The 26,500-nt window shown below is 46.3% G+C and carries 26 protein-coding genes; 16 read left to right on the top strand and 10 right to left on the bottom strand.

What is annotated here, in order from left to right; all coding sequences use genetic code 11:
* Positions 1-40: 40 nt before the first annotated feature.
* The 3 genes from QUB30_RS19400 to QUB30_RS19390 all read right to left on the bottom strand — a co-directional run bounded on the left by QUB30_RS19400 (position 41) and on the right by QUB30_RS19390 (position 6,923).
* Positions 41-5,437: an AAA family ATPase gene (locus QUB30_RS19400; protein ID WP_333336533.1), complete on the bottom strand. Its 5,397-nt coding sequence runs from the start codon at positions 5,435-5,437 to the stop codon at positions 41-43.
* Positions 5,438-5,756: 319 nt separating this feature from the next.
* Positions 5,757-5,891 carry a hypothetical protein gene (locus QUB30_RS19395; protein WP_333336532.1) on the bottom strand — a complete coding sequence of 45 codons (135 nt, stop codon included), beginning with the start codon at positions 5,889-5,891 and terminating at the stop codon, positions 5,757-5,759.
* A gap of 639 nt (positions 5,892-6,530) precedes the next feature.
* Positions 6,531-6,923, bottom strand: a complete 393-nt coding sequence (locus tag QUB30_RS19390; protein ID WP_333336531.1) for a hypothetical protein — start codon at positions 6,921-6,923, stop codon at positions 6,531-6,533.
* A 464-nt stretch (positions 6,924-7,387) separates the two neighbouring features.
* Between QUB30_RS19390 and chlP the strand changes: the two genes are divergently transcribed.
* Positions 7,388-8,608 (top strand): geranylgeranyl reductase, encoded by a 1,221-nt coding sequence (gene chlP / locus QUB30_RS19385; RefSeq protein WP_333336529.1) that lies wholly within the window; start codon positions 7,388-7,390, stop codon positions 8,606-8,608.
* A 147-nt stretch (positions 8,609-8,755) separates the two neighbouring features.
* Here chlP and QUB30_RS19380 read toward each other — a convergent pair whose 3' ends face one another.
* Positions 8,756-9,298 carry a Dps family protein gene (locus QUB30_RS19380; protein ID WP_333066854.1) on the bottom strand — a complete coding sequence of 181 codons (543 nt, stop codon included), beginning with the start codon at positions 9,296-9,298 and terminating at the stop codon, positions 8,756-8,758.
* Positions 9,299-9,653: 355 nt separating this feature from the next.
* Here QUB30_RS19380 and QUB30_RS19375 point away from each other — a divergent pair, with 355 nt between their 5' ends.
* The 3 genes from QUB30_RS19375 to QUB30_RS19365 all read left to right on the top strand — a co-directional run bounded on the left by QUB30_RS19375 (position 9,654) and on the right by QUB30_RS19365 (position 12,242).
* On the top strand, positions 9,654-9,899 hold the full coding sequence (locus tag QUB30_RS19375; RefSeq protein ID WP_333336527.1) for an Asr1405/Asl0597 family protein: 246 nt from the start codon (positions 9,654-9,656) through the stop codon (positions 9,897-9,899).
* Between the two features lie 73 nt (positions 9,900-9,972).
* Complete coding sequence (locus tag QUB30_RS19370; protein ID WP_333336525.1) at positions 9,973-10,635, top strand: (2Fe-2S) ferredoxin domain-containing protein; 663 nt, start codon at positions 9,973-9,975, stop codon at positions 10,633-10,635.
* A gap of 275 nt (positions 10,636-10,910) precedes the next feature.
* On the top strand, positions 10,911-12,242 hold the full coding sequence (locus tag QUB30_RS19365) for a hypothetical protein (RefSeq protein WP_333336524.1): 1,332 nt from the start codon (positions 10,911-10,913) through the stop codon (positions 12,240-12,242).
* 45 nt (positions 12,243-12,287) lie between these two features.
* Here QUB30_RS19365 and QUB30_RS19360 read toward each other — a convergent pair whose 3' ends face one another.
* Complete coding sequence (locus tag QUB30_RS19360; RefSeq protein WP_333336522.1) at positions 12,288-14,408, bottom strand: flavin-dependent dehydrogenase; 2,121 nt, start codon at positions 14,406-14,408, stop codon at positions 12,288-12,290.
* Positions 14,409-14,589: 181 nt separating this feature from the next.
* Between QUB30_RS19360 and QUB30_RS19355 the strand changes: the two genes are divergently transcribed.
* Both QUB30_RS19355 and QUB30_RS19350 read left to right on the top strand, forming a co-directional pair.
* Positions 14,590-14,823 (top strand): hypothetical protein, encoded by a 234-nt coding sequence (locus QUB30_RS19355; protein ID WP_333336520.1) that lies wholly within the window; start codon positions 14,590-14,592, stop codon positions 14,821-14,823.
* A 46-nt stretch (positions 14,824-14,869) separates the two neighbouring features.
* The gene (locus QUB30_RS19350; protein ID WP_333336518.1) at positions 14,870-15,433 is read left to right on the top strand and encodes a Uma2 family endonuclease; all 564 of its coding nucleotides are present in this window, start codon (positions 14,870-14,872) and stop codon (positions 15,431-15,433) included.
* Between the two features lie 77 nt (positions 15,434-15,510).
* Here the strand turns inward: QUB30_RS19350 and QUB30_RS19345 are convergent, their stop codons facing one another.
* Positions 15,511-16,590 carry a M23 family metallopeptidase gene (locus QUB30_RS19345; RefSeq protein ID WP_333336516.1) on the bottom strand — a complete coding sequence of 360 codons (1,080 nt, stop codon included), beginning with the start codon at positions 16,588-16,590 and terminating at the stop codon, positions 15,511-15,513.
* A 160-nt stretch (positions 16,591-16,750) separates the two neighbouring features.
* Here QUB30_RS19345 and QUB30_RS19340 point away from each other — a divergent pair, with 160 nt between their 5' ends.
* A complete protein-coding gene (locus QUB30_RS19340) occupies positions 16,751-17,452 on the top strand; it encodes a phosphatase PAP2 family protein (protein ID WP_333336514.1) in 702 nt (233 codons plus the stop codon).
* 11 nt (positions 17,453-17,463) lie between these two features.
* On the opposite strand, the gene QUB30_RS19335 is transcribed toward QUB30_RS19340, so the two are convergent.
* Positions 17,464-18,348, bottom strand: a complete 885-nt coding sequence (locus QUB30_RS19335) for an aspartoacylase (protein ID WP_333336512.1) — start codon at positions 18,346-18,348, stop codon at positions 17,464-17,466.
* Between the two features lie 193 nt (positions 18,349-18,541).
* On the opposite strand from QUB30_RS19335, the gene QUB30_RS19330 reads away from it, so the two are divergent.
* Together QUB30_RS19330 and QUB30_RS19325 are read left to right on the top strand one after the other, a co-directional pair.
* Complete coding sequence (locus tag QUB30_RS19330) at positions 18,542-18,697, top strand: hypothetical protein (protein ID WP_333336510.1); 156 nt, start codon at positions 18,542-18,544, stop codon at positions 18,695-18,697.
* Between the two features lie 37 nt (positions 18,698-18,734).
* On the top strand, positions 18,735-19,055 hold the full coding sequence (locus QUB30_RS19325; protein ID WP_333336508.1) for a DUF433 domain-containing protein: 321 nt from the start codon (positions 18,735-18,737) through the stop codon (positions 19,053-19,055).
* Between the two features lie 11 nt (positions 19,056-19,066).
* On the opposite strand, the gene QUB30_RS19320 is transcribed toward QUB30_RS19325, so the two are convergent.
* Together QUB30_RS19320 and QUB30_RS19315 are read right to left on the bottom strand one after the other, a co-directional pair.
* Complete coding sequence (locus QUB30_RS19320) at positions 19,067-19,486, bottom strand: type II toxin-antitoxin system VapC family toxin (RefSeq protein ID WP_333336506.1); 420 nt, start codon at positions 19,484-19,486, stop codon at positions 19,067-19,069.
* Between the two features lie 139 nt (positions 19,487-19,625).
* Positions 19,626-19,895 carry a type II toxin-antitoxin system VapB family antitoxin gene (locus QUB30_RS19315; RefSeq protein WP_333192682.1) on the bottom strand — a complete coding sequence of 90 codons (270 nt, stop codon included), beginning with the start codon at positions 19,893-19,895 and terminating at the stop codon, positions 19,626-19,628.
* Positions 19,896-20,089: 194 nt separating this feature from the next.
* Between QUB30_RS19315 and QUB30_RS19310 the strand changes: the two genes are divergently transcribed.
* The 7 genes from QUB30_RS19310 to QUB30_RS19280 all read left to right on the top strand — a co-directional run bounded on the left by QUB30_RS19310 (position 20,090) and on the right by QUB30_RS19280 (position 25,823).
* Positions 20,090-23,323, top strand: a complete 3,234-nt coding sequence (locus QUB30_RS19310) for a leucine-rich repeat domain-containing protein (protein WP_333336504.1) — start codon at positions 20,090-20,092, stop codon at positions 23,321-23,323.
* A 66-nt stretch (positions 23,324-23,389) separates the two neighbouring features.
* Positions 23,390-23,902: a dihydrofolate reductase family protein gene (locus QUB30_RS19305; protein ID WP_333336502.1), complete on the top strand. Its 513-nt coding sequence runs from the start codon at positions 23,390-23,392 to the stop codon at positions 23,900-23,902.
* Between the two features lie 95 nt (positions 23,903-23,997).
* The gene (locus QUB30_RS19300; protein WP_333336500.1) at positions 23,998-24,417 is read left to right on the top strand and encodes a XisH family protein; all 420 of its coding nucleotides are present in this window, start codon (positions 23,998-24,000) and stop codon (positions 24,415-24,417) included.
* Positions 24,405-24,740 carry a XisI protein gene (locus tag QUB30_RS19295; protein WP_190732840.1) on the top strand — a complete coding sequence of 112 codons (336 nt, stop codon included), beginning with the start codon at positions 24,405-24,407 and terminating at the stop codon, positions 24,738-24,740. The genes QUB30_RS19300 and QUB30_RS19295 overlap by 13 nt, the downstream gene beginning before the upstream one ends.
* Positions 24,741-24,771: 31 nt before the next feature.
* Positions 24,772-25,188: a XisH family protein gene (locus QUB30_RS19290; RefSeq protein ID WP_333336498.1), complete on the top strand. Its 417-nt coding sequence runs from the start codon at positions 24,772-24,774 to the stop codon at positions 25,186-25,188.
* Complete coding sequence (locus QUB30_RS19285; protein ID WP_333035930.1) at positions 25,176-25,511, top strand: XisI protein; 336 nt, start codon at positions 25,176-25,178, stop codon at positions 25,509-25,511. Before QUB30_RS19290 ends, QUB30_RS19285 begins: the two co-directional genes overlap by 13 nt.
* An 18-nt stretch (positions 25,512-25,529) precedes the next feature.
* Complete coding sequence (locus QUB30_RS19280) at positions 25,530-25,823, top strand: hypothetical protein (RefSeq protein WP_333336495.1); 294 nt, start codon at positions 25,530-25,532, stop codon at positions 25,821-25,823.
* A 112-nt stretch (positions 25,824-25,935) separates the two neighbouring features.
* Here QUB30_RS19280 and QUB30_RS19275 read toward each other — a convergent pair whose 3' ends face one another.
* A complete protein-coding gene (locus tag QUB30_RS19275; protein WP_445300517.1) occupies positions 25,936-26,304 on the bottom strand; it encodes an NAD-dependent epimerase/dehydratase family protein in 369 nt (122 codons plus the stop codon).
* Positions 26,305-26,500: the final 196 nt, after the last annotated feature.

Here is a 26,500-nt window from a genome sequence, read left to right as displayed (position 1 = left end):
CGATCGCACTTTTGCTGTGATTGTCAGGTATAGCAACCGCTTAATTTAAATTGTGTAGCCGGTCTTTGATTTTTGTGCGAGTCCCCAATGCAGACTGACAGCGTTCCCAATAAATTTTAGCAATGCGATCGCCCTGATTCTGACGCCAACACTCTGAAAACAGCCACGCCGCTTCAGCCACATTTCCTTCTGAGTAAATAGCCAAAGCTTTTGCAAACAATTCCAGCGTAGCTAACTTGCCCTCTTTAATTTGTAGCGGATCTGCATCAAACACCTCATAAACCGTCACAGCTTCGGATTTTCCCTTGACTTTTACCGTGTCGAGAGTGCGGATTGCGTACTGGGATGGATTTTTTAGGCGCGAATAAGTTGGCTGGGTAATTAACAGCGACACCCCATAATTTTTTGTCAAACTTTCTACCCTTGAGGCTAAATTCACCGCATCGCTGATTACCGTCCCGTCCATCCGATTTGGTCCTCCCACAGTTCCCAGCATCAACGTGCCAGTATTAATGCCAATCCCAATCTGAATCGGCGCACAGCCAGAGTTAGCGCAGTATTCATTGTATTCAGCGAGACGGTACAGCATAGCAATTCCCGCTTTCACCGCATGATCCGCCTCACCGCTAAACAGCGCCATAATCGCATCGCCAATATATTTGTCGATAAACCCCTTATTTTCATTAATGACGGGTTCCATGCGAGAAAGATAAGAATTGATAAATTTGAAATTATCCTCCGGCGTCATAGTTTCCGAAAGCGTCGTAAAATTGCGAATATCTGAAAACAGCACCGACATTTCTAACTGCACTTGGTCGCCCAATTCCACATCAATGATGCTTGATTTCTCTAAAAACTGGAGGAATTGATGGGGAACAAATCGCTCGTAAGCTTTGTTGAGTTGAGCCAGCCTCCTTTCATTTTCGCGTACTTCTGTATAAAGCTTAGAATTTTGAATCGAGATCGCCGCTTGTCCAGATAAAACTTTTAATATTTCCACTCTTTCTGGGGTAAAAGCTCCCGCTGTCAAATTATTTTCTAGGTAAACAATACTAATGATTTGAGATTGATTAATCAGCGGCACACATAAAATTGATTTGGGCTGATGCTTTCGGATGTGGCGGTCTTTGGTAAATTGTCCCGATCGGGCAGCATCATCCAGTACCACGCTTTCTTGAGTGCGGCTCACATAATTGACAATCGCGGTAGAAAGTTCTTGACAGGTTTCAACGGGAATTGACTGCAACACGGTGACGAGTTCGTCCTCGATTGTTCCTTCAGCTTCAATGAACAGTTGTCCCTGGCTTAACAAAATCAGATAGCCTCGTTGCGCCCCTGCATTTTCCATCAAAATTTTCATCAAGCTAGACAGTAGCTTATCTAGCATAATTTCTCCAGAAATCGCCTGAGAAGCCTTCATGACTGCGGTGATATCTAGGTGATTCCCCGAACCAGTGGTTGTCATTGCTACGGTAGTTTGAGTGTTTTTTCTTCCCGGTTGATTTACCGCGAATAATTGGGGATATCGCGTTTCTAAATCCGTTACCTTAGCAGTCGCTCCCCATTCAACATAACAATAATACGCCTCAAATATGTAGGCTTGAGCAACTTTTGTTTTGCCCCATTCCCCGTAGAATTTGGCTGCTAATTCGTTTGCCAGGGCTTCGTCATTAACATATTTGTTTTCTTTGGCTCCAGAAATGGCGCGATCGTACATTTCAATCGCCTCGGCTTTATTGCCCAACACCCGTTGCCGTTCTGCTTCCACTAAATACCATTTATGCAGATAATTCATCGGAGCATTTTGCGCCCACTGTTGCACCGTGCTTTGGTGGGTTTCCACTAAGGCAATAATGTCAGTTTGCTCAATTGCTGGCTGTGCGGGAAAAAGTGCCAGGTGCGTCAGGGCGGCATAAAAATGAAAAATTGGAACAAAAGCCGATCCAGATACTCCCATCAAATACTGTTTGACTTGGGTAATGTGGTCTAGGGCAGCCGTGTAATTGCCATAGCAGTAAGCAAGCAGCAGTTTGAAGATGCAGGCACAGGCGATCGCCGTGAATTCATTATCCTGATAGTGCTTGGGAATCATCACCGTTTCATCGTAGGCAGAGCCTATTAACAAATCCGGCCGAGTATGGGTTTCCCTCAAGTTTTCCACCGTCTGCTGAATCATATCCAAATAAACCCGAGCAGAAGATTGTTTCAACTGCGCCATGACAGCCCTGTAACTTGCTATTTCTGGTTCCCAAGTGTCTAGTTCTACACCAGCGAATAAATGAGTATAAAAGCAAATATATATGTTGTAGCCAGCGTCTACAAAGTCGCCTGTTTCCATACCAAACCTATAGCCCTCTTTCAGCGTCGGTATCGTTGCCAAAAGAGCTTCTTGGCGATGCTGAATCCAACCACCAAACAAAAGTAGAACTGTGGACTTGAATTCGGGCACATTCAACCTATCCAGCAATGAAAGTGCCAATTGCCCAAAGTCATAGCCCGTTTCCACCTCTTGTAAAAAGGCACAGAACACCATCCCGTGCATCGCATAACCAACCGTCGATGCGGGTGCATTCCCAAAGGAGAGCGATAAACTCACCATCGTGGAGCTCAGCAGGGGCAGCAAACCGGGCATTCCCTGGAAAATGGGTGGAAACAACATACCAGACAGTTGCATAGCTGCCTGAGTCTGTGGATTTGTCATCACAGGTAAGTCAACCAGTTCCTCAATCTTTCTGCAGCCGAGGGGGCCCGCAAGGGCTTGTAGCGCTTTGCCAATGTTGGCTTGATCGGGTTCGGCAGGAAGTTCAATCCCCAATTGTAAGAGTGCGTCTCTGGCTACTGCGATCGTTTCTAAAACCTTGCTCTGGGCTGTTTGAGCCGCAATTTTAATTTCGTAAATTTTAACTCGATCTAAAATCGTCTGGGCTTCTTGCAAAACCCGTCCTGCCATCTGTTCCATACCATCAAAGTCACCATTCAAATAGGCAATTTCAGCAGCAGCAACATAGAGATTTAGCGCCAGTTCATATTGAGTTTGCCAGCATTGAGGTGTCAGCAGCTCAATTCCCGTTTGTAGATAGATATTTGCCGCAGCGTAGGCGGTAGAACTTCTGGCTTTACGTCCTGCTTCTAAGTTGAGTTGGGCTAAAGCTGAGCGTTCACTTAATTGATTGATTAACTCAATTCCTTGATTTAAATGCCCCACAATATCAAACAGTTTCTCTTCTGTTTCTATCTCGGAAGAACTTTGTAGCAGTAACTGTCCTATTTTCAGATGAGTGGCTTGTTTTCGATCGTCGGGAATCAATGAATAAGCCGCTTGCTGGACGCGATCGTGCAGGAACTTATAAGTTGGATTAGCAACAGAATAATTCCGAGATTCAGCATCTGTTTGAATTAAATCATAGCCTTCTGCAATCTGTAAAATAAGTCCTTCTTGCAAGGCTTGCCACAGCGCTGATGCCGTTTGTTCTGGTAGTTCTTCGGTAACGACTGCCAATGTCTCTAAATCAAACTGCGCCCCAATACACGCGGCAAGTTTAAGAACATCCTGAGTTTCCGCAGGCAACTTCTGCAATTGCGCCGCCATAAACTCAACCACATCCGAAGCGTCGGCAAATTTAACTCGATCGATATTGCACTGCCACCCTCCTTGTACCCCCCTCTGTCCCCCCTTGGTAAGGGGGGATGAAAGGGGGGTGAGGGACCCAGGGGGAGCAAATATAATGTGACCATCTTCATACAACGACTTGAGGAATTGAGTAGAGAAAAAGGGATTACCTTTGGTTTTTTGATAAACCAATTCTGTCAAAGGCTTGGCAAAGGATAAATCGCAAATCAGCGTATCTGCTACCAACTGATTCATATCTGCTAAACTCAACGGTTGCAGCGTAATAGTATTCACCGCTGCCCCAGACTTCACAATCTCATCCACCGTCAACATAAACGGATGAACAGGGGAGACTTCATTATCCCGATAAGCACCCAATACTAACAGATGCCCCGTATCCTGCATTAACAGTTGTAGCAAGTTGAGCGATGCTGAATCTGCCCACTGCAAATCGTCCAAAAAAATCACTAAGGGATGTTCGGCAGTAGTAAATACTTGTACAAACTTTTGCATCAGCAAATTAAACCGATTTTGTGCTGCACTCCCCGACAGTTCTAGTGCAGGACTTTGAGCGCCAATGATTCGTTCTAATTCAGGAATCACCTCAATCAGCACTTGCCCGCTATCACCCACTGCTGTCAGAATATTGGTTTTCCATGTTTGTAATTGAGCGTCACTTTCTGATAATAATTGTCCCATCAATTCTCGAAATGCTTGCACAAATGCACTGAAAGGAATATTGCGCCCAAATTGGTCGTATTTGCCTTGAATAAAATAGCCGCGCTGTCTGGCGATCGGCTTGTGGACTTCGTTCACTACGGCGGTTTTACCAATCCCAGAAAAGCCAGCTACTAGCATCATTTCGGCACTAGCCGTACTGACTCTTTCAAATGCTGCTAATAGATGATCGACTTCAGTTTCTCTACCGTATAACTTTTCAGGAATCAGGAAACGGTCTGTAATATCCCGCTTTCCCAATTCAAATTCTTCTATGCTATGCGTTTTTTGTAATTGAACCAGACACATTTCTAGATCGTGCTTTAGCCCCAAGGCAGTTTGATACCTGTTTTCGGCATTTTTTGCCATCAATTTACTGACAATTTTCGAGATAATTAGGGGAATTTTTGGAGCATTTTCGTGCGGAGGAACTGGTTGTCTGGCAATGTGGCAGTGAACCAACTCTAAAGCATCTTCTGTCTCAAAAGGTAGTTTTCCTGTCAGCAATTCGTAGAAGGTGACGCCGAGAGAGTAAAAATCTGTGCGATAATCGAGAGTGCGATTCATCCTGCCGGTTTGTTCTGGTGAAATATAAGCTAAGGTTCCTTCTAAAATGTTGGGGTTTTTCAGGGTCGGCGTTTCTCTTTTTAACTGAGTAGAAATGCCAAAGTCGATAATTTTGAGCTGGCCGGTGGCTGGATTAAATACTATATTAGAAGGGTTAATATCCTTGTGGATAATATTGGCGCTGTGAATTTGCCCTAAAGTTTCAGTGGCAGCAATAGCCAGGAGCAGAAACTCGTTGAGGCTAAACTTTCGCTGCTGCATCCATATTTTCAAGGATTCCCCGCCAAAGTCCTCCACAAAAATCACGAGGCTGTTTTGGTATTTTTGCAAGTCATAGACTCGCACGACTCCCGCCTCTTTCAGCTCTCGGGTGATGCGGTATTCGGTGCGGTAGCGCAGCAATTCTTGAGGTGTGGGGTAGCTCTCTTTGAGAAGTTTGAGGATGAGCGGTTGGCGATCCGCTTCCCGAAGGGCCCGGTAAACCAGAGAGTTGGCACTTTCGTAAAGCAGCTTCTGGACGGCAATGCCTGGAATGGACAGCATATTTATTTTTCTGGTAAAAATTAACGCGAAGTCAAAACACACCCGGTTCGTTGTGTCAAGAATAGCGCTTTAGAAAGGAACAAATTATGTTTTTATAACACACTCTTAGTTTTTCGGCAGGGAAGTGGCTTTCAGGTGGTCTGAGAGAGTAAGGGTAAGGAGTTATCATGCGACGAATCTAAGCCTTGTTAATTTTCAACTCCATGAATTGTCTCCGTTTCGGTTCTCCAAACATCGTTAAAACTTGTCCCACCTCCAGCGCTAAGCAAAATTTTAAATGTATATATTGTCACAGGCAGTTTGTTGAAAACCCCAGACATCAAAGGATTTCAGAAGAAACCAAATAATTGAGCGATCGGCTTTTATTGTCAAAAATATCTTGAGCCGGGATTGTCAAAGTCACGGGGTGTACCCGCGCTGCTTGCAATACTCTGTCTTTTTCAACAATTAGCATCAGTCCTCCGGCAAGTTCAAGTAAAGTAAAAAAAAGGCAAGTTAATAATTCAAGGTGATGAAATGTAGTTTTTCGTAGACGATAAGGGTAACAAGCAGTGGAAAAAGCTGGCAATTGATGCCTTTACCAATGAAATGCTAGCGGTTGATAGCAATCCTACATGAGTCGTAAATTTTTTACCCCACCCCAACCCTCCCCGAACTCGCGGGGAGGGAGTAAGAAATTCATCAATGATGCGAGGATGGCTATATATAGGAAGTCGAGTTGAAATGGGTGCTAAAGGTTTGTCGGATTCCCTCCCAGTAGTTGACAGACAATGTGCCGTCTATTATACAGATATACAGATTTTTTTTCCGCCTATAAAAAAGTTTTGCCTCGCCAGCGACACAAATCTGTCGGGAAAGATACGGGCAAAACTTCTGATATCAAAAAATGCAAGAACTCCCTGATGTACAGGAGATCTCGCTATTGTTGTAAGAAAGAGTCTTTCCTAATCTAAAAAGCTCTCGCATCGTGTGGGAGCCTTGTGGTACTTTATTCATCATTACAACGCTTCTTTACCCCTAAAAGGGTTGAGAATTTTTCGTTGCTATGCAGGAGTACCAGGGTTTGTTCTAATGATTTTGGAGAGTCATTTATCTACTTCCCCTTACCCTTGCGGACCACAAACTCCCGCAGCCGGAGTAAACTAGCCGTTTGCCCCAAATTCAGCGGCAGCAGCGACACTCCCTCCAACCGAGACTGCACCCAACCGTCGCCCCAATACCACTCGTGAAATCCGTCAATTCCCTGACTCAATAACAGCCGCAGACAATTGTGCTCAGCAATATCAACCTGATGCTGAACTGCGACGGGGCCCAACCAACTCGTAAAGGTCAAACCTTGAGAAAATTCTTCCGGCAAACCGCTAGACAACTGCTGCGGCCACAACCACTGCTGCAATTGACTCGGACGCAACAAGCTGTCCCTAATCGCTGTTTCGGAAGCTTCAAGCTCAATCCGCAGGTTGCTTTGTTGAAAATTACCGAGCATAAGAATTTTAGATATAAGTGCAAGTAACTTTAATGTAACTTATTGGACTGGTTCTAACCTATTTCCGGGCGGGCTAGGAGCAACGGCCCACAAAAACCAAATGCACTCTTTGTGGAACAGGCCCGAAAGCCTGTTCATGTCCGGGCGGGCTAGAAGCCCACCCCACAAGCAGAAAATTCATTCTTTGTGGAACAGGCATCTTGCCTGTTCTTAGAAAATAGTGCAAAATGTTCGATCGCACACCAGGGCACACCAGCGCACATCAAGGCACATCTGCGTTCATCTGCCGTTAAAGATTTAAGATATTCGATCGCACCTACTGCCCCAGACCCGATTTTCGTATCGAACTGTTAAGCTCTGTTTCATTTCATTGAAATCTCCCCTGCTTCACGCCACCGCATCCAAACTCCGTGATACCATCACACCTGAGTAATGCCTATAGAAAAAAACTGGAGAGAAAAGCTTTGACACTAAGGGTTGCAGTAGTAGGTTCAGGCCCTGCGGGTTCTTCCGCCGCCGAAACATTGGTAAAAGCAGGCATCGAAACATACCTATTCGAGCGTAAATTAGACAACGCCAAACCCTGCGGTGGGGCGATTCCCCTGTGCATGGTCAGCGAATTTGACTTGCCGCAAAGTATTATTGACCGCCAAGTCAGAAAAATGAAAATGATCTCCCCCTCCAACGTCGAGGTGGACATCAATATTGAAAACGCACATGAATACATCGGTATGTGCCGCCGCGAAGTGCTCGACGGCTTCATGCGCGATCGGGCCGCTTCGTTGGGTGCAAAACTAATTAACGGCACCGTTCACAAATTAGAAATTCCCGGCAACAATACAGACCCCTATACTCTCCACTATGCCGACCACTCCGACGGCAGCGCAATGGGAATTCAGAAAACTCTGAAAGTGGATTTGGTAATCGGGGCTGACGGCGCTAACTCCCGCGTAGCAAAGGCGATCGACGCTGGCGACTACAATTATGCGATCGCCTTCCAAGAGCGCATCCGCCTGCCGGAAGATAAAATGGCTTACTACCAAGACTTAGCCGAAATGTACGTCGGCGACGACGTATCTACCGACTTCTACGCTTGGGTATTCCCCAAATACGACCACGTAGCCGTCGGTACCGGCACGATGAAAGTCAATCAAGCCAGCATCAAAAAGCTGCAAGCAGGAGTCCGCGCCCGCGCTGCCAAAAAACTCCTCGGCGGTGAAATCATTAAAGTGGAAGCTCACCCCATCCCGGAACATCCGCGTCCCCGCCGGGTTGTCGGCCGAGTTGCTCTCGTAGGCGACGCCGCCGGCTACGTTACCAAGTCTTCCGGCGAAGGTATCTATTTTGCCGCCAAGTCTGGCCGGATGTGTGCCGAAACTATTGTGGAGATTTCCAATAAAGGCGCGCGCATTCCGACTGAAGAGGAAATTAAGATTTACCTGAAGCGGTGGGATAAAGCCTACGGCATTACTTACAAAGTTCTGGACATTTTGCAGCGCGTGTTTTACCGTTCCGACGCTACTCGCGAAGCTTTTGTGGAAATGTGTGCCGATCGCGATGTGCAGAAACTCACATTCGATAGCTATTTGTATAAGACAGTAGTACCGGCGAATCCTTTCATCCAAATGAAGATTACTGCGAAAACCATTGGTAGTTTGTTGCGCGGGAATGCTTTAGCGCCTTAATTCCCTGCGGGTAAGCGCACTTTGTATAAAAAAGCGGGCAGTTAGAAAACTGCTCGCTTTTTTTTCGATCTAAGATAATGAACTGTCAAAATTCACAGGCGAGACGCCTGTGCCACGTGTGCTAAGGAAGAGGGAGAAGAAGAATTGTTAGTTCAAGTTCAATTGCACTAAGGTATCGGGGGCGAGGAAGTGGGAAATGTGATAAGCCCGTTCCTCGGTTTTCAGCAGGATTTTTTCGTAAAGGTAGCGCGTAGCTCGATCGCCCAAACTTTCTGCTTGTCCTGCTTGACGGCGCAGCAAACCTATAATAGCTTGTTCTGCCGTCAAATCGTGTTCTAGCATTTGGCGGCAGGAATACACGCCGTCGGCTTCCGGCTCAAAACAGCACAGCTCGGCTAACTTGCTAAAGCTAGCTGCCGGTATGCCGCCCAACCCGTTTAACCGTTCGCCCAACTCGTGGACGCTATCTTGAGCTTCTCCGTAGCTTTCTTCAAAGAATTTGTGCAAGGAGTAGAATTCTGCCCCTTCCACCACAAAATGATGTTTTTGATATTGCAGGTATAGAGCCTGAAAACTGGCCAGCAGCGCGTTCATCCCTTCACAAATCGGTGCTGTGACTGAATGTTCCAGTAGAACAGGATTTTCGGCTATGTGGCCAAACGGTCTCAATGCACTCTGAGTCTCAGCCATGTGTGTTCTCCTCTCAATAGGCAGTTTTGTTGCCAATAGAGTCAGTCTAGCACCCTAGATTTACCCGTCAAGCAGGGTCGGCCTCGATAGTAGAAGATTTTGTAGAGTAGGAAATTTTTTTGGTAAACCTATTGAGAATAATTAGCAGTTGGGTTATGCTTTAGAAAGATGCTCGTTCTGAACGCTTCCTGAAAGTGGGGCGAACCTTCTGAAGGCAGAAGGCAGAAGGTAAAAGGCAGAATTTTTCAGGAAGGGCTTTCGATCATCTTTGATGTTCTGCTGAAATCTGGCTTTTAACTTCTACCCGCTACCAGTCAGGGTAAAAATTAATGCAAATTATTACTGTTGTTAAAAAATGAATCCAGCAGATCCAGAATTAGAAGTTTGTGACATTGTGCAAGTTAGTTGGCTAGATAGGTGGCAAGTTTACAAACGCTTGCAAGAACTAGAAATTCCCTGCTGGTGTGCGGTTGACCAACCTTTGCGGGCAAAAGTCAACACTGTCAAACAAGCGGCTCAGTTAAAGAGCGTGTTGAGGCAAGTCAGTGCCCCGAGGGGCGAACTCGTGCAGTGGCTGGAGTGCTGCTGGCAAAGGGGCTAAAGGAAGCAGGAAGTTAGGGAAAGAGCAGCGTACAAGATGTAACGGATGTAACGGATTTAAAGGAGTTATAACAATGTATAAATCTGGCAAGCAAGTTTCCGAATTCAACTTAGAGGGAGAAATCCTCGGCCTGATTATTGAAGATGGCTGTAAACTTAAATATTTGCGAATTAGCAGCGATCGCGGAGTAGAATATCTTGTTAAACTTTGCAAGGAATTGCGGTCATTTCTGTTACCTATTTTGACGCCCGGGTTGAAAGTTCAAGTTGCAGGTGAGAAAGAACTCAACTTGAAAAACGGTAAAATAAAACTTAAAGCTCGCAGCCTCAAGCTGGCTCAGGGCAACGACGATCGATCGCACGAACACCTCGACTCCACCAATGTGCCTGTTGGGGTATTGACATCCGACGATCGCGCGATCGGCAAAACCCAAGTCACCTCTCCCACAGCAGCTCAAACTGTAAAAGCTCCGGCAAAAACCCAAACCAAAATATTAGTATGTCAAAAATCAGACTGCCTGAAGCGGGGCGCTGGAGGAGTCTGTAAAGCTTTAGAAAATTCTTTGAATGCGCGCGGTTTAGAACACCAAGTGACAGTACAGGGAACCGGATGTCTCAAACAGTGTAAAGCAGGCCCAAATATAGTTGTGATGCCGGACAAAACTCGCTACAGCCGCATTGCACCGGCAGAAGTTCCAGCAATCATTGACAAACATTTTGCAGTTGTTAAAGCTTAGGCGATCGCCCAGATACCGAAACAGTGCGTTAGAGATCGGGAAAAATTATTTTGATAGGACTCGCAGGCCAAAAACTCACGTCTGTAGGGTACTCACAGGCGCATCTTACGCCTGAATTTGAGTTGGGGTTGTAGTTCGATCGCGCGCATCGATTCAGAGGCTATTGTCCGAAAAAACAGGAAAAATGACAACAACTATCACTTAGGGGCTTCCTTCTGGAGAATATGTAAGGATAGACTGTATCTGAGACCCTGTGACTATTGGGATAAAAAGCCATGTCAGAAGCTGATCTTCGAGCCCATCAGCACCAACCGTACCCTGCTGTTCCATCCGATACCGAACCATTGCAGTCAAATATTTCTGATGCTGGGGGTTTTGAGCCGATCGCCCCCCATCCGACAGACACTCCCGCAACCGTTCCCCAACAGCCAGAAGAAGACTGGCAAACAGTAGATTTTCCCAACGCCATCGGCGTAGATGCAATTCCCACACAACCTGAAACAAAAAATTCGCAATCTCAGACACAGCCGACCGAGGCGGGCTCGCCCCCGATTTCAGACAATCTAAAAAATATGCTTGGGAATGCCGAACAGGCCAAGGGCAAAGGATCGACCCCAGTCACCCTCATGCAAGCGCTGCACGAATGCAACCGCGACCTTTTGCAGCGGATCGCGCAGCTAGAAACAGCTCTTGAAGAGTCCCAAAAAACATTGCAGAATCGCGAAACTTTGCTAGAACAGCGGACTGCAGAACTCGAAAATACTCAAGAACAATTGACGCGGCTTTTTGGGAAAGTGGAAGTTTCCCATCAAACCCTCCAAAGTCAAGAAATTTTAGTCGAAAGTTTAAGAAGTCAGTTGGCAACCAGCCAAGTCAGGCTAGCGACTGTTGAGCGAGAATGTGCGTCTACTGTGCAGCGCTACAACGAACAGTTACACCAGTTAGTAGCCACAGAAAATATTTGCAGGGAATTGCGATCCCGCTTGCACCGCCAGCAGCGCCACACCCTGCAATTCAAAGCTGCCTTGGAAAGAAGTTTGGAGAGGCCACAGGTGAAGTCGCCGATTATCGAGCCGCCTGACAATGTTCCCGATACCGCCAGCGCGCAATTAGAATCATTGCTAGCGGCGGTTAAAAGCTCTCAAGTTCCCCTGCCGCCAGCCTTCAACGCTTCCCCTGTCCAACCTTGGTCGGAACCCGAAGAGCATCCAGAGGTAGCGGCTGCTGCCGAGGCGATCGAGCCTGAATCCCCAGTCAATGTGGAACTCAACAAATTAGCCCAAGTATCCGGCATTCAATTGCAGGAGAGCGAAACCTACCAGCCTCATGAGCCGGCAACTGACTCGGCCCCTGCGGTTGCGGAACCTGAAATGCCGGTGGCGGAGTCTGAACCCGAAACTGCTACCAAAGTGGACACGCAAGAATTAGCCAGGGCTTTTCAAATTTTGAACTCCGTTGAAACCTTTGGCATTCAAGAAGTGCGATCGAGTGTGACCAAAGCTACAGCAGTCGCCCAACCCGACTGGCTGACCTTGATTGCCAGTCCGCTGCGGGCTTCTAAAAAACGCCGATCGCTAGCTGAAATTGAATTGCCGAGTTTTCGATAGCGAACTGAAGTTGCTAGTTTTGAGTTAAAACTCAAAACTCAACACTCAACACTCTTTTCTCCCCTTTCCCATGCCGTAGGTGAGAGCGTAGCTGGTAGCCAACAGCCACAGCCAAACAGCCGGATACCGGGGTTCCAACCAAGGCTGTACCCTGCGGGCGAAGCTGGGAAGCCATCCGAACAGCAAACTGGCCACAGCCAGCAGAGTAAAATTCACGTAACTTCCCAGCCAGCGCCAAATATCCCCCAAGCTGACAAAATCTAAAATCCACAGCAGGAGAGAAGGGTTTTTTCCGGCTGCTTCGATCGCCAGTCGATTGAAAGTTAGCCAGTCGGTTCTGTCTTTGATAAAAGTTTCGGCTACGGCGAGTTTTTGCCCTGCCAAAATACCAAAAAAGGTATTGAGAATTGAATTAATTCTTTGGGGTGGCAAACTAAGACCCGTGGGAACCATCATGCCTTTAGAAAACAGCCAAGTTACTGAAACATTGCTCTGGTAGGCGCGAATTTGGTTTAAGTGATTGGCCGTCAACAAATTGTGTTTTAAAGCTGTATCCAAAAGGTCTGTTAAGCGGAAAAGATTGCGGACTAGGGAGCCGAAGCCGGTGAAAACGAGGGGAGATTGCAGGGATGCTGCGTCGCCGATCGAGATTAGGCGATCGATCGCCACGGCCCGATCGCTGCTGTTGGTGCTAAAATGCCCGGGAATATAACCAAAAGTCGGCTTTTTCCACACCAATTTATCGACATCGCAGCGGCGGTATTCCGGTAAAATTGCGAAAAAATCCTCGTACATTTCCAGCAAAGAACCGGGATTCTCGGGATGTACTTGGTGGTAGTGAAATAGATAAACTGTAAGTTCTCCGCCAGCGCCGGGAAATAACTCCCAAATGAGCTGGCGGCCGCGGGAAATGTCGCCGTGACTGTAGAGCACATCCCCGTACTCAGAATCCCAAACCCCAGGCTCAAATCCTCCGTCTATGACTGCTCCCACCGTCGGACAAACGCTCTCAAAAGCCCGCCCTCCGTTCAATTGCCAAGCGATGGGAGAAGCCGAACCCATGGCATCTACCAGCAGCCGTCCTAATGCTGTGCGATCGGCTTGGGTGGGCAAGTGGCGGCCCTGAACTACTACTTTTTCCGCTTCAACATCAGCTCTAATAAACTCAGTTTCATCCCATATTTCTCCGCCAGCTTCTGTTAGCTTGACTCCCGCCAAATAGAGAAGTTTTTCGCTGTCCAAAGCTACATTTAGCACCTTCGGCGTGTGCAGAACAGGTGCTTGAGCAACGGGCGGATTGTTAGCATCAAAAAACTTGTTGTAGCCATCTTTGTATTCTCGGGCAATCAAAGTTTCGATTTCCGCCGCAGTAAATAAACCCAAATCAATTAAGCTTTGAATTTCGTCGCGCGAAATATTCCACTCGCGATTCATCCGCCCGAAAGGCATTCGCTCAACTAGCAGCACTCGGTAGCCCAATCTCGCCATGACTGCGGCGTGAATCACTCCCAATGCCCCGCCAATATAGATTAAGTCGTAAAAAGTATCGCCAGAATCGGACACCGAAATTTGGCCTTCTTCCCTCTTCCCTGTTCCCTGTTCCTTCAAAAACACTACTTGTTTTGGCGTTTGAGGATTGCGACTGCCTTCGCGCCAACGCTGCTCCCACCAGTAGACGCGCTTGAGGTCGTATTCGCCTTCAGGCATTTTTTGGAAGTATTTGACTGTCAGGGGGTAATAGGGGGCAAGAGCGTCAAAAATTGACTGTTTGGAGAGGTCTATGACAGGGGGTTCCGGGTAGCGATCGGGAAACTTGTTTCTCACAGCAAGATTCAGAGCTTGCAGGAACTTTCTTTCTCCAAGGGGCGCGTCTTCTAGACGAAAAACTTTTAAATAAGTTGTGCGTTGTACTGACCAGACAAAGAGGGAAAGTTCTGTCGATCGGGAATTGTCGTTTTCTGAATTGGTGTTAGCGAAGGCGGGTTTTGGATTGGCATTTTGAGTTCCCGACAACACAACCTCGGCTGCTGTTGCGGTTGACAGCAGGCGAAAACCGTCAGGAGTAATAATTTTTTCTCCGATTCCGGGATCGAATTCGTGCTGCAACCAAGTGCAGACGGCTGCTGTATCCGGTGTCGGGACTTCTAGATAAAGAATTTCTTGCATGATTAGGGTCTCTATTCTGAATAAATTAATAAAGATGAGGGAGTTGACAAGGGAGCAAAGTAAGTTATACTCCCGAATACTTATTTAGTTTTAAATAAGTTTACAGTGTTCTCAGATTTTTAGCTGATTAGCCGGAAGCCCCACAGCGGCTGAATATCTACTCCCTTCGGTATGCACTCCTATGAATTATCCCATTCCTACGAATCCTCAAGAAATGATTGCTTTGCGACAGCAGCCACTGAATGAAGAATTGGTGGCGTCGGCGATCGCGGGTGTGATTCAGATAGCTCGATCGCGATCTCAGTCTTTGGATGAGTTAAAGGCTGAGGTGCTCGCCGACGACAATCTGCTCGATTTGCCTCAAAGGCTATGGCTGAGCGAGATTGTGGCTCAAGCTTGGGAAAATTTGCCTTAGACTAGACTGCGGCTAAAAGATCTATCTAATTAAACGTGAATTTAAAATGGTACAAACAACATTAAAATCCTTAACTTTAGAAGAGTTTCTGCAACTACCAGAAACTAAACCTGCAAGCGAATACATTGACCGTCAAATTATTCAGAAGCCAATGCCACAAGGAAAACACAGTGCGACTCAATGTGAATTAATTATTTTGATTAACGCTATATTAAAACCCAAAAAAGTTGCACGAGCTTTTCCAGAACTCCGGTGTACATTTGGCGGAAGGTCAACAGTCCCTGATGTTTCAGTATTTGTCTGGAACAGAATTCCCACCGATGATAACGGTGAAATTGCTAATGTCTTTCCCATAGCTCCTGATTGGACAATAGAGATTTTGTCGCCCGAACAAAGTCAAACTAAAGTTACTAAAAATATTCTGTACTGTTTAAATCATCAAACTCAAATGGGCTGGCTGATCGATCCCGACGAACAATGCGTTTTTGTTTATGTTCCCCAGCAACAGACAGCAGTATTTGATGAACCAGAAATGCTGCTACCTGTGCCGTCCTTCGCTAGCGAACTGCGGTTGAGTGTCGGAGAATTATTTGGCTGGCTGCTGAAATAATCTTCGGAAGAGTGTCCTATTTTTAATATTTTTTACTTTTCCCTACTGACAACAGTCAACAGTCAACGGTCAACGGACTAACGCAACTCAACTTCTCGCTTGACTTCTGCCAAAACTCGATCGCCCCGCGTCAACCGGTATTCGGCCCGCCAAACTCCGGGAATCAGAGGAGAATTCGTACTGTTTCTTTTGCCGACATAGCCTAACCAAGTGCGGCTGGGGGCTTTAATTTCATTGGTTTGATCGGCGATGGTTGTGCCGTTGGGTGCAAATAATTTGTATTGTTCGCGATCGCCCTTGAGCACTCCGTAACTTTGCACCCAAAACAACAAAGCTGGACTGTTTGCAGGGAGTTGAGTCTCGGAAAATTGTCCTTCCCAGACAGCGTTGATATCGGGTGGCTTATTAGCAAAACCTGCCCGAATTAAACCTGTGGAAATATAGTCTAGAGGCTTGTCCCAAATTGGATTGCGGGCGATGTTGCAGCCTACCTTCGCGTCGGGGCCGACAAAGGGATCTACGGGTTTGCCTTGATAGCGAAAAGTTACGTGTACGTGGGGGAAAGAAGCCATCCCAGAGTTTCCCACCATGCCCAAAACTGTGCCTTTTTGTACCTGCGTCCCGGGTTTGACGGCAACGCTGCCTTTGCGGAGGTGGCAGTATTGGGCTTCCCAGCCTGCGCCGTGGTCGATTACCATGCCGTTGCCGCATTCTGTGCCTGCGATGTTGGCTTTGTCTGTATCGTTCTGTAAACGCCGATCGACCACACCATCTCGTGCTCGCAAAACTTTGCCTGCAGCGGAGGCAATAACTGGCACTCCTTTTGCCATTGCTTTGGCGTCGGGAATCGCAAAGTCTGTGCCGTCGTGGCCGTCGTAGGTTTGGCGCCCGCAGCCAAAATCGACGGCGGTGGGGCCGGGTTCTCGATCGAAATACAGCAATACAAAACAGTCTTTTCCTAGGGTACAGCCGATCGGCTGACCGAATTGCGGGTTGTTCGGCTTTTGCGCGACTGCGGAAGAGACGAGACGCTGGGCGATCGTGTTGGCTTCGGCGATCGGGGCACTTACTCCGCTGTTATTAGCACAACTAGACAGGCTTGTCAACCCCACGGCCAACAAAATTGCAGAAATGTGTTTTTTTGATAGTATAGTCATTCGCGGGTTGGAGGTAAAAGCTGAGGTAGGTAGTGAAAAGTCAATTAATCATTCAGAATATAGTTGCTCAAGCATCTAGACGATGGGTAAGGCGTTTTCGTTTCCTATATTTGTTGTATTATTTTGAGTTGGAAATTTAAAATTTTTAATTAATTCAAGAATGCGTTCTAAAATTCGATCGCTCATTTCCATAATTCGGCTGGCCGGGCTTGCTGTGGCGGCTTTGGCGATGTGGGGATTTGCCACTATTGCCGAAGAGGTGTTGGAAAAAGAAAGTTACGCTTTCGATACCTCTATTTTACTAGCTCTGAGGAAATTGCACACTCCGCTGCGCGATCAAATAATGCTGGGCTTTACCTTTTTGGGCGAGCCGAAGTTGCTGCTAGTGATTTGTCTGAGCTTGGGTATTGTTTTGCTAGCGCGCAATCACCGATCGGAAGCCGCAACTATTGCGCTCACGGGTGGGGGAGCGATCGGTTTAAATTTACTATTAAAAAAACTTTTTGCCCGCGCTCGACCTCAACTTTGGGAGCGCGTAGTTGACGTTCGCTTTTACAGTTTTCCCAGCGGACACGCGATGATTTCAATGGTTATTTACGGTTTGCTAGGATATTTCTTGGGTTCCCGCTTTCCCAAGCAGCGCTGGTTGATTTACAGCTTGACAGTTGTATTAATTGCTGCTATTGGTTTGAGCCGGCTTTACCTAGGAGTTCACTGGCCTACCGATGTTATTGCCGGTTATACGGCGGGTTTGGTGTGGCTGATTACCTGTATTCTCAGTTTGGAAATATGGAAGGAATTGCGTTCTTTGACTACGGCTTCTAAAGAGGAGTTTTTGTCACCGGAAAATTCTCAAGAATAATTTTTAATTTTCTACTCAAGACTGACTATTTGCTTTTGGGTAAAACACATGGCAATTCCTTTTTCGTAGTAAGCTGCCTCGTTAATAAAAATGGGATATACGGTCGATTTACCTTCATACAATACCGACTCGCCATCCAAGGTCAAAAACATCGGATCGCCGGGATTTAGGGCTTGATAATCTCTGGATTGCAGATGAGGATGAATCATTGCCTGAATTTCTCTGTTCTCGTTTCTGGGATAGTCGATCGCCCCAATGGTGTGATAAATAGTCAGGGGATTCTTTGCAGCAGGCATTGTGCCTTGATTGTAGGCTTCTACGCAGTCTAATATGCTGCCGACAACTTGCTCAGTTTGCTGAAATAAAGACGCATCCAAGACACCTTGCGGCACTGCACCAACTTCCAGCGTACCGCCTAATTCGGAAAGCGATCGCAGCAAAGGACTATCATGATTGTTGGTTGTAGAAGAGAGTAGCTTGAGGTGGGGATGCACAGAGGTTAAATAAGCTGCTAGTTGCAGGTTAAATGGATGATGGCTGGCGAGAATAAAAGTTAGCCCCATGTTGGACGTGGTGCTGTGCAAATCGATAATTAAGTTGGGCAGATGAGTGTTTTTTGAGCTAAAAATGCCGTAGATTTCTTTCGCCCGCTGCGCTTCATAGCTGGAGAGATCGGGATTTTCTAAATCTTCCTGTCGAAAGCAGCGGTTGAGGTCAATATCGATGTAGCGTGTCCCGATTTCGCAAGCTTTGGGATTGGCTAGCAGGGTGATAGTTTCAAAAGTCGATCGCCGAATTAACTCTGGCGCGCGATCGAATTTCTTCACGAGGTAAATTCCTGTGAGTTCGTTTCCGTGGGTTCCTCCCACTATGGCAACACGTTTAATTTTGTTCATAGACAAATAAGTTCCTATCCCCAGCTTAGCACCCTTTGTCATCTGTTGGTAAAAAACATCAGATTGAGGTTGATTAAGTGTTTATATTTAGATTAGCTAAAGTTTAAGTAAGTAGGTAGCACACGCAGACCTTGGAAACCCAGTTTATCTGGTCTTGTCACAATAAAATGAAGACTACCGAGAGATAAAGGATATGACGCCAGAGGATTTGTTGCAGTTGATCGACAAAGCTGCGGATGAGGGCCAGACAGAATTGGATTTGGCGGGGTTGGAGGAATTGTTGCCACAGATTGGCAAGTGCCCTCCGCTTGAGAGGTTGGTGTTGGGGAAATTTGCTATGATAGTTTGAGCGATCGCACTATTATATATTCTGTAAATTACCAGCTATGAACATTCAGTTGGTTGACTCCTTAATTCAAGTCATTGAGTCGCTGACACCTGAAGAGAGTTTGCTGTTTCAAGAAAAACTCTCGGCTAGGGCGATTCAGAGTACGCCTGGAGTCTGTGGAGGAAATGCCCGGATTCGCAACACCCGCATTCCTGTTTGGACACTGGTTTCGCTTCACCAACAGGGGGCCCATGAGGCTGAGTTACTTCGGAATTATCCAGGTTTGTCGGATCGCGATTTAGAGAATGCTTGGCGTTATTACGATCGCCACCGGGAACAAATCGATCGCATTATTGTTTCTCCTCATACAGATGATTAAATGGATTAAGTTTAAGAAAACCAGTTTTCGATTGCCAAGTCTTGAAAGTTTGCATAATCAGCAACATTTCGTGTCACCAGAATCAGATTATTGACTTTAGCGATCGCTGCAATTTGCCCGTCAGCATAAGACGGTGTAAGCCCGATCGGGATGAGTCTTGCTCGTTCTTTAGCGAACCACTCAGCCGCTTCTTGAGTGTAGGGCAAAATCGGTAATTTTACTTTCACTTCTTCCTGAAGATAAGCTTCGATCGCACTGCGACGCTTAGAATCTGGCATTCGATAACAGCCCAGCAGAACTTCATGCCAAACGATCGAGGCGATCGCAACTGTGGATTTTGCCTCAATTAGTTTAGCCATCACATTCGCATTCGGAACAGGACGAACAGGTTCGGAGATAATGTTGGTATCGAGTAAATAACGCAGCGTCATTCAAAGATGACCGAAAGCATCCAGGATACAAGCCCCCGGATTCATCCGTCCAGAAATAAAAAACCTGTATCCGATGAAATTTGCCCCCCGAATTTATCCGTGGGGTCAATGCTTCAATCTAAAATCTAAAATCTAAAATCTAAAATCGATTGACCTCGCGTCCTGCAAAAGTTCGATCGCGAACTTCTCCCCAAATTTCATCAGGATTTAAACCGAGTTCGTGCAGTTGATATTTTTCACGAAATGCACTGAGAGATTCTCCAAAGCTAAGTTCGAGATTCTGTGGCTGTTTGCGGCGTTGAATGTATTCGCGCAAGGCGATTTCAACTAGAGTCTCGAACTCAATTTCTCCCTCAAGTTCGATCGCCTCTTGCAGCAGTGCCGTATCCACATTCAGGCTCGTCACCATTGGCTTTCCTCTTGTTACCGTTATTTTATTATAGTTGTGATGTCTCGCTCAGAAACCGGGTTTTTGCCCAGAAGACGCATGACAGTGTAGAAACAAAAAAAAACCCGGTTTCTTTGATTGTGACGCGCGGGAAACTCCCCACCAAGCGAAAATTCCTGTCACAATAAAATGAATCCTACCGAGAGACAAAGGGCATGACGCGAGAGGAAGCAGTGCGGCGAATTCACCGGGCAGCAGAGGAAAAATTGACGGCACTGGATTTGTCGGGACTCGACTTGGAGGAATTGCCGCCGGAGATTGGCAAGTGCACTCCGCTTGAGACGTTGGTGTTGGGGAAGGTGGAAGACTGGGAATCGGTTGATGGCAAACTTACTCCGAAATTAATCACCAATCAATTAAGCGCACTGCCGGAGGAATTGCGATCGCTGGAAAATTTGCGATCGATCGACCTCAGCGGCAATCCATTCGGAAAGATTCCAGAATTGCTACTGGAAATAAAGCAATTAGAGAGTTTAAATTTAACCAGTATTGGTTTAACAGAAATTCCAGATGCGATCGTCCAACTGTCGAATCTGACAAAACTTGACCTCAGTGACAATCAGATTACTCAAATTCCAGAGGCGATCGCCCCACTCTCCAATCTGACAGAGCTTTACCTCAGTAACAATCAGATTACCGTCATCCCAGAGGCGATCGGACAACTGTCGAATTTGAGAGAGCTTAACCTCAATCAAAATCAGATTACCTTCATCCCAGATGCGATCTGCCAACTGTCTAATCTGACAGGGCTTTACCTCCGTATCAATCAGATTACCTTCATCCCAGACGCGTTCGGGCAACTGTCGAATTTGAGAGAGCTTAACCTCCGTGGCAATCAGATTACCTTCATCCCAGAGGCGATCACCCAACTCTCCAATCTGAGACTGCTTTTGCTCTGGAACAATCAGATTACTGAAATCCCAGAGGCGATCGCCCAACTCTCGAATCTGACAGAACTTATCCTCAGTAACAATCAGATTACAGAAATCCCAGAGGCGATCGCTCAATTATCCAATCTGACACGGCTTCACCTCGGTAAAAATCAGATTACCGTCATCCCAGAGGCGATCGGCCAACTATCCAATCTGACATGGCTTCAACTCATTAATAATCAGATTACCCAAATCCCAGAAGCGATCGGCCAACTGTCCAATCTGAAAATGCTTGACCTCAATGAGAATCAGATTACAGAAATCCCAGATGCGATCGCCCAACTGTCCAATCTGACAGACCTTCGCCTCAGTGACAATCAGATTGAAAAGATTTCTGAATGCTTAGAAACACTGCCAAAACTTGAAAAACTCGACCTCCGCCGCAATCCCCTGCCCATTTCTCCAGAAGTTCTCGGCGACAAAGAAGCCCCCGGTACTCCCGCCGCCATCTTCAACTACCTGCGCCAACTCCGCAGCGGCGAAGTCCGCCCCCTCAATGAAGCCAAAGTCCTCCTCGTCGGGCAAGGCAGCGTCGGCAAAACCTGCCTGATCAACCGCCTCATCCACAACAAATACAACCCCAACGAGCCCCAAACAGACGGACTCAACATCACAGACTGGAAAATTACAGTCAACACCAAACCCGTCAAACTCAACGTCTGGGACTTCGGCGGACAAGAAATCTACCACGCCACCCACCAATTTTTCCTTACCAAACGCAGCCTCTACCTCCTCGTGTGCAACTGCCGCACCAGCGAAGACGAAAACCGCCTCGAATACTGGCTGAAACTGATCGAAAGCTTCGGCGACGCTTCCCCCGTCATCCTCGTCGGCAACAAGTGCGACGAACAACCCCTGGATCTCAACCGCAAAGCCTTGCGCGACAAATATCCCAACATCAAAGCGATTGTCGAAACCTCCTGCGAAAGCGGAACCGGAATCGACGAACTCCGCAGCGCCATCCACACGGAAATCTCCCAACTCAAAGAAGTCTACGATCTTTTGCCGCTAAGCTGGTTCCAAGTCAAGCAGCGCCTGGAAAACCTGGACAAAGACATCATCAGCATCAGCGAATACGCCACCATCTGCGCCACAGAAAATATCCTGGCAGAAACCGACCAAACCCAACTGATCGGACTGCTGCACAACCTGGGCATTGTCCTCAACTTCCGCGAACACCCCATCCTGCAATCCACCAACATCCTCAATCCCCACTGGGTGACTGAAGGCATCTATGCCCTTCTCAGCGACGACGCACTCAAAGTCAAAACCAAAGGCATTCTCACCTACGCCGACCTCAGCCGCATCCTCGACTCAAATAAATATCCCAGCCAGCGTTACCACTGCCTCACCGGGTTGATGGAGGAATTTGAACTCTGCTTCCCCGTCAGCAATTGCCCGCCGACTTTCCTCATCCCCGGCATTTTGCCCAAAGAGGAACCGCAAAACACCGAACTCCAAGGCGACACCCTGGAATTTCAATATCACTACCGCATCCTCCCCGACAGCATCCTCTCGCGCTTCATCGTCCTCATGCACGAGAAAATCCACAACCGCACCCACTGGCGCACGGGGGTTATGCTGGAGTACACCGAAGGCGCTGAGGTGTACAACATCGCCCGGATCAAATCTGACCCGGAAGATAAGAAAATCTTTATTGCCGTTAGCGGGCGGGAATCGACGCGGCGTTCTTTCCTCAGCATGATTCGCGATACGTTTACCAAAATCCACAAATCTTTTGCCAATCTGGAAATCAGTCAATGGGTGCCGGTTCCCGGTTATCCCGATGCCGATCCGCTGGATTATGATGAATTGCTAGGGCTGGAGGATATGGGCGAGAATACAGTGCGTGTCGGCAAACTTAAACTCAAACTCGATTTGCGGCAGTTGCTGGATGGGTATGAGTCGATCGAACTTCGGCGCAGAAACCAAATGGGCGATCGAGAAATGGAAAAATACGGAAGAGAATATGACGACCTTGTAGATATCGCTAAACTAGCTGTTAGTAGACCAATTATTAATAAAGCCTCAGCAAAAATGACTCACAATTCTTCAGACACCCACAACTTTCAAGGTGCTTTTCAAGGTGCTAACTTTTCCGGCAATATCGGCGGTTCGTCGAACAGTGCCGAAGTTGCTGGCAATCAATCCGTGCAAAACAATAACACCAATACCGCCGAACTTTTAAAACTGATTTCCTCAATGCGTGAAACCGCCGATCAGTTTCCCGAAGACATCCGCGAGGGGATAATTATCGATATTGAAGATGTTGAAACCGAAATCAAGAAACCGGAAAACCAATGGAATAAAAGTCGATTAAAGAAAAGCTTAACAGCTCTTGTAGCGGCAGGTACTGCGATCGGAGTTGGCATCGCAGGCATGACTGATTTTGCTAATACGGCGATCGATGTCGGTCAAAAGCTGGGTATCGAACTCAAGTTACCGTCAGGACGCTAAATCATTTAAAATTAAGGTGACTGGGGCGACGATCGCCCCGATAGCCCCAAAAACCTCGGTGTTGCCATGCGAAAAATTGTACTATACATTGCATCTAGTTTGGACGGTTATATCGCGCGATCGAATGGCGATATTGACTGGCTGTTTACAGACCAAAATTACGGTTATACTAAATTCTTAGATAGCATCGATACGGTTCTCATGGGTCGAAAAACTTACGAACAAGTTCTAACTTTTGGCGAGTATCCGTACCAGGAAAAAAAGAGTTATGTTTTTACGAAAAATCTAGATTTTCAAGGCACTTCTGATGTCGAAGTGGTAACAGATTTAGAGATTTTTGTCAATGATTTGCGATTGCTTGACGGCAAGAATATTTGGTTGGTGGGAGGTGCTCTGCTGATTCGCGATTTCCTGAATCAAAACTTTGTCAACGAAGTGATTCTCTCGGTTCATCCGCTTATTTTAGGCGAGGGAATTCCTTTATTTGTTAATCCCATAAATACTACAGCTTTGCAGTTAACTGGATGTCAGACATATAGTTCGGGTATGGTTCAGCTATCTTATGATGTCGCGACTTGAGGGCGCGCCCAATTGCTAAGTGGCTGGCAAAAATAGAGCCAGTTGGTTATCAAAAAAGGTAAGATAGGACTTAGTAAGTTAGTTATCGATATATTATGTCTGCCAGAGATGTTTTTCATGAAGTTGTCAAAACAGCTTTGCAAAAAGAAGGCTGGCATATTACCCACGATCCGTTTCCCATTAGTGTGGGCGGTGTAGATATGTCGATCGATCTGGGAGCAGAAAGGCTGATTGCCGCAGAAAGGCAAGGCGAAAAAATTGCCGTTGAGGTCAAAAGTTTTTTGGCAAAATCGTCGCCAATCTCGGAATTTCACAGAGCCTTGGGGCAGTTCATTAATTATCGAGCCGCACTCAAAGAAAAAGCACCAGATCGCATTTTGTACTTGGCTGTTCCGTTAATAATTTATGAAGAATTCTTTCAACTAGATTTCCCGAAAGCAAGGATCGAGGAAAACCAGGTAAAAATGATTGTTTATGATACAGCAGCGGAGGTTATTGTAGAATGGAAAAATTAAGCAAATATCGGCAAATTGTGCAGCAAATGTTACTGGAGTACGGCAAGCGCAAACCTGCTCACGGAGACATTGAAGTCGAGACAATTCTTGATACAGAACGAGATCACTACCAAATCTTTTATGTTGGCTGGGACAAGCAGACTAGGGTGCATCACTGTAGCATTCACATAGATATCAAGGGCGGGAAAATTTGGCTTCAATGGAATGCCACTGAAGATGATATTGCTGAAGATTTAGTAATAGCCGGAGTTCCCAAAGAGGATATTGTTTGGGGATTTCAGCCGCCGTTTATGCGGAAGTATACGGGTTATGCAGTAGAATAAATAATAGATATAAAAGCTGTATGAGAGAAAAATGGCTGCTAGAGATTTATTTCACGATGCTGTAAAAAAAGCGCTTCAGAAGGAGGAGTGGGAAATCACCGCAGATCCGCTGATCGTCAAAATTCAGGGTGTTAAGTTTGAGATTGATTTAGCCGCAGAGAAGATTTTGGCGGCGGAAAAATTAGGGCAAAAAATTGCTGTTGAAATTAAAAGCTTTCTCAACAACTCTGCAATTACTGACTTTCATCTCGCCTTGGGTCAATTTTTGAATTATCGGCTTGCCTTACAAATCAAAGAACCGGACAGAACACTGTATCTAGCAGTACCATTTGATACTTTTGACTCGTTTTTTCAAGAGCCATTTATACAAGAAGCGGTCAATGTGTATCAACTTAAACTCGTCGTTTACGATCCGCAAAAGGAGGTAGTTGTGGAATGGAAAGAGTAGAGCATTACCGCCAGTGTATCCGCAAATTGCTAACTCAACAAGCCACGCTAGAAAAGCCTAATTCAGACGTTGAATGCCAGCTTGTTTTTGATTGGGAACACGACCACTATCAGTTACTAGATGTTGGCTGGGAGGGACTAAAGCGGATATACAACTGTTTCATTCATTTGGATATTAAGGATGGCAAAATTTGGATTCAGCGCAATATGACAGAAGTGGATATTGCACGGGAATTTGTCGAGATGGGAGTGTCGGAGGATGATATTGTGTTGGGGTTGCATCCACCTTACAAGCGTCCGCATACTGGGTTCGGAGTAGCGTAAAGGAAAAGGCGATCGCAGATGAGAAAATGTGTTTGCTGCTTGTTGTTATTGATATCTTTTTTCTGGGCACTTCCTGCTGAGGCATCTGTATGCCGCAATGATCGAGGAAGCGAGATTTGCATTGTCGATATCAAACGCAGTGCGAAAAACTATTGGGAATACAGGGTAATTCTTAGCGTTGATGGAGTGAAACAGCCTCTGGAAGTCTACAATTGCCGCGATCGCACTACAGTTAAGAAAGATGGAACTGTTTTGGCGTTTGGACAAAACAACCCTGGTGAAATCGTCTGCGGTTTTTTTAATCAGAAATAGTTTTGGCAATTCAATTTATCTCGTCCTCTTATAAGCGAGCTTAAGTTTAATACCTATCGGATAGTTTTTCCTAAAAAGAGTCATAAATTAGTAGGAAAGGATACCGACAAATTTACCAACTTGAAATCAGCCATATCCGGCCGCCCCCAAGACCGTAGACTGTAACAAAGCGCCATCCGGTGATTGACAAGTTGTACAAATGGCTGTAGGAATGAGCCATCAGTTCCTTAGCTTTTTTGGTGGCTGCGTAAAGGGAAATAGGATGATTGACTTTATCGCTAACAGCAAAGGGAACTTTGGTGTTAGTACCGTAAACGGAACTGGAAGAAACAAAGACTAAATGCTCGATTTTGCTGTGGTGGCAGCCTTCTAAAATGTTAATAAATCCCGTGAGGTTGCTGTCTGCGTAAGCCTGGGGATTTTGCAGGGAGTAGCGGACGCCGGCTTGAGCGGCGAGGTGTACAACAAACGCACCATACAAGGTTCAAGATTGTTAAAATTGTCAGATTAATTATACTTGCCAATGACAGAATTAGGTAGTTAGTGCGTAAGTCCTGATATAGTGTGCCTGCCTAAGTCCTGTCTTAATTAATTTTATTAAAAGCTGTTACAAAATCAAAAACTGAACAGCTTAATTATTAAAAAATATTCCCGTTCCCTGTTCTCCCTCCTTAATT

Source organism: Microcoleus sp. BROC3, from assembly GCF_036702515.1.
Classification (GTDB): Bacteria; Cyanobacteriota; Cyanobacteriia; order Cyanobacteriales; family Microcoleaceae; genus Microcoleus.
The sequence above is the reverse complement of the archived record's forward strand: the minus strand, read 5'-3'. Positions and strand labels throughout refer to the sequence as shown.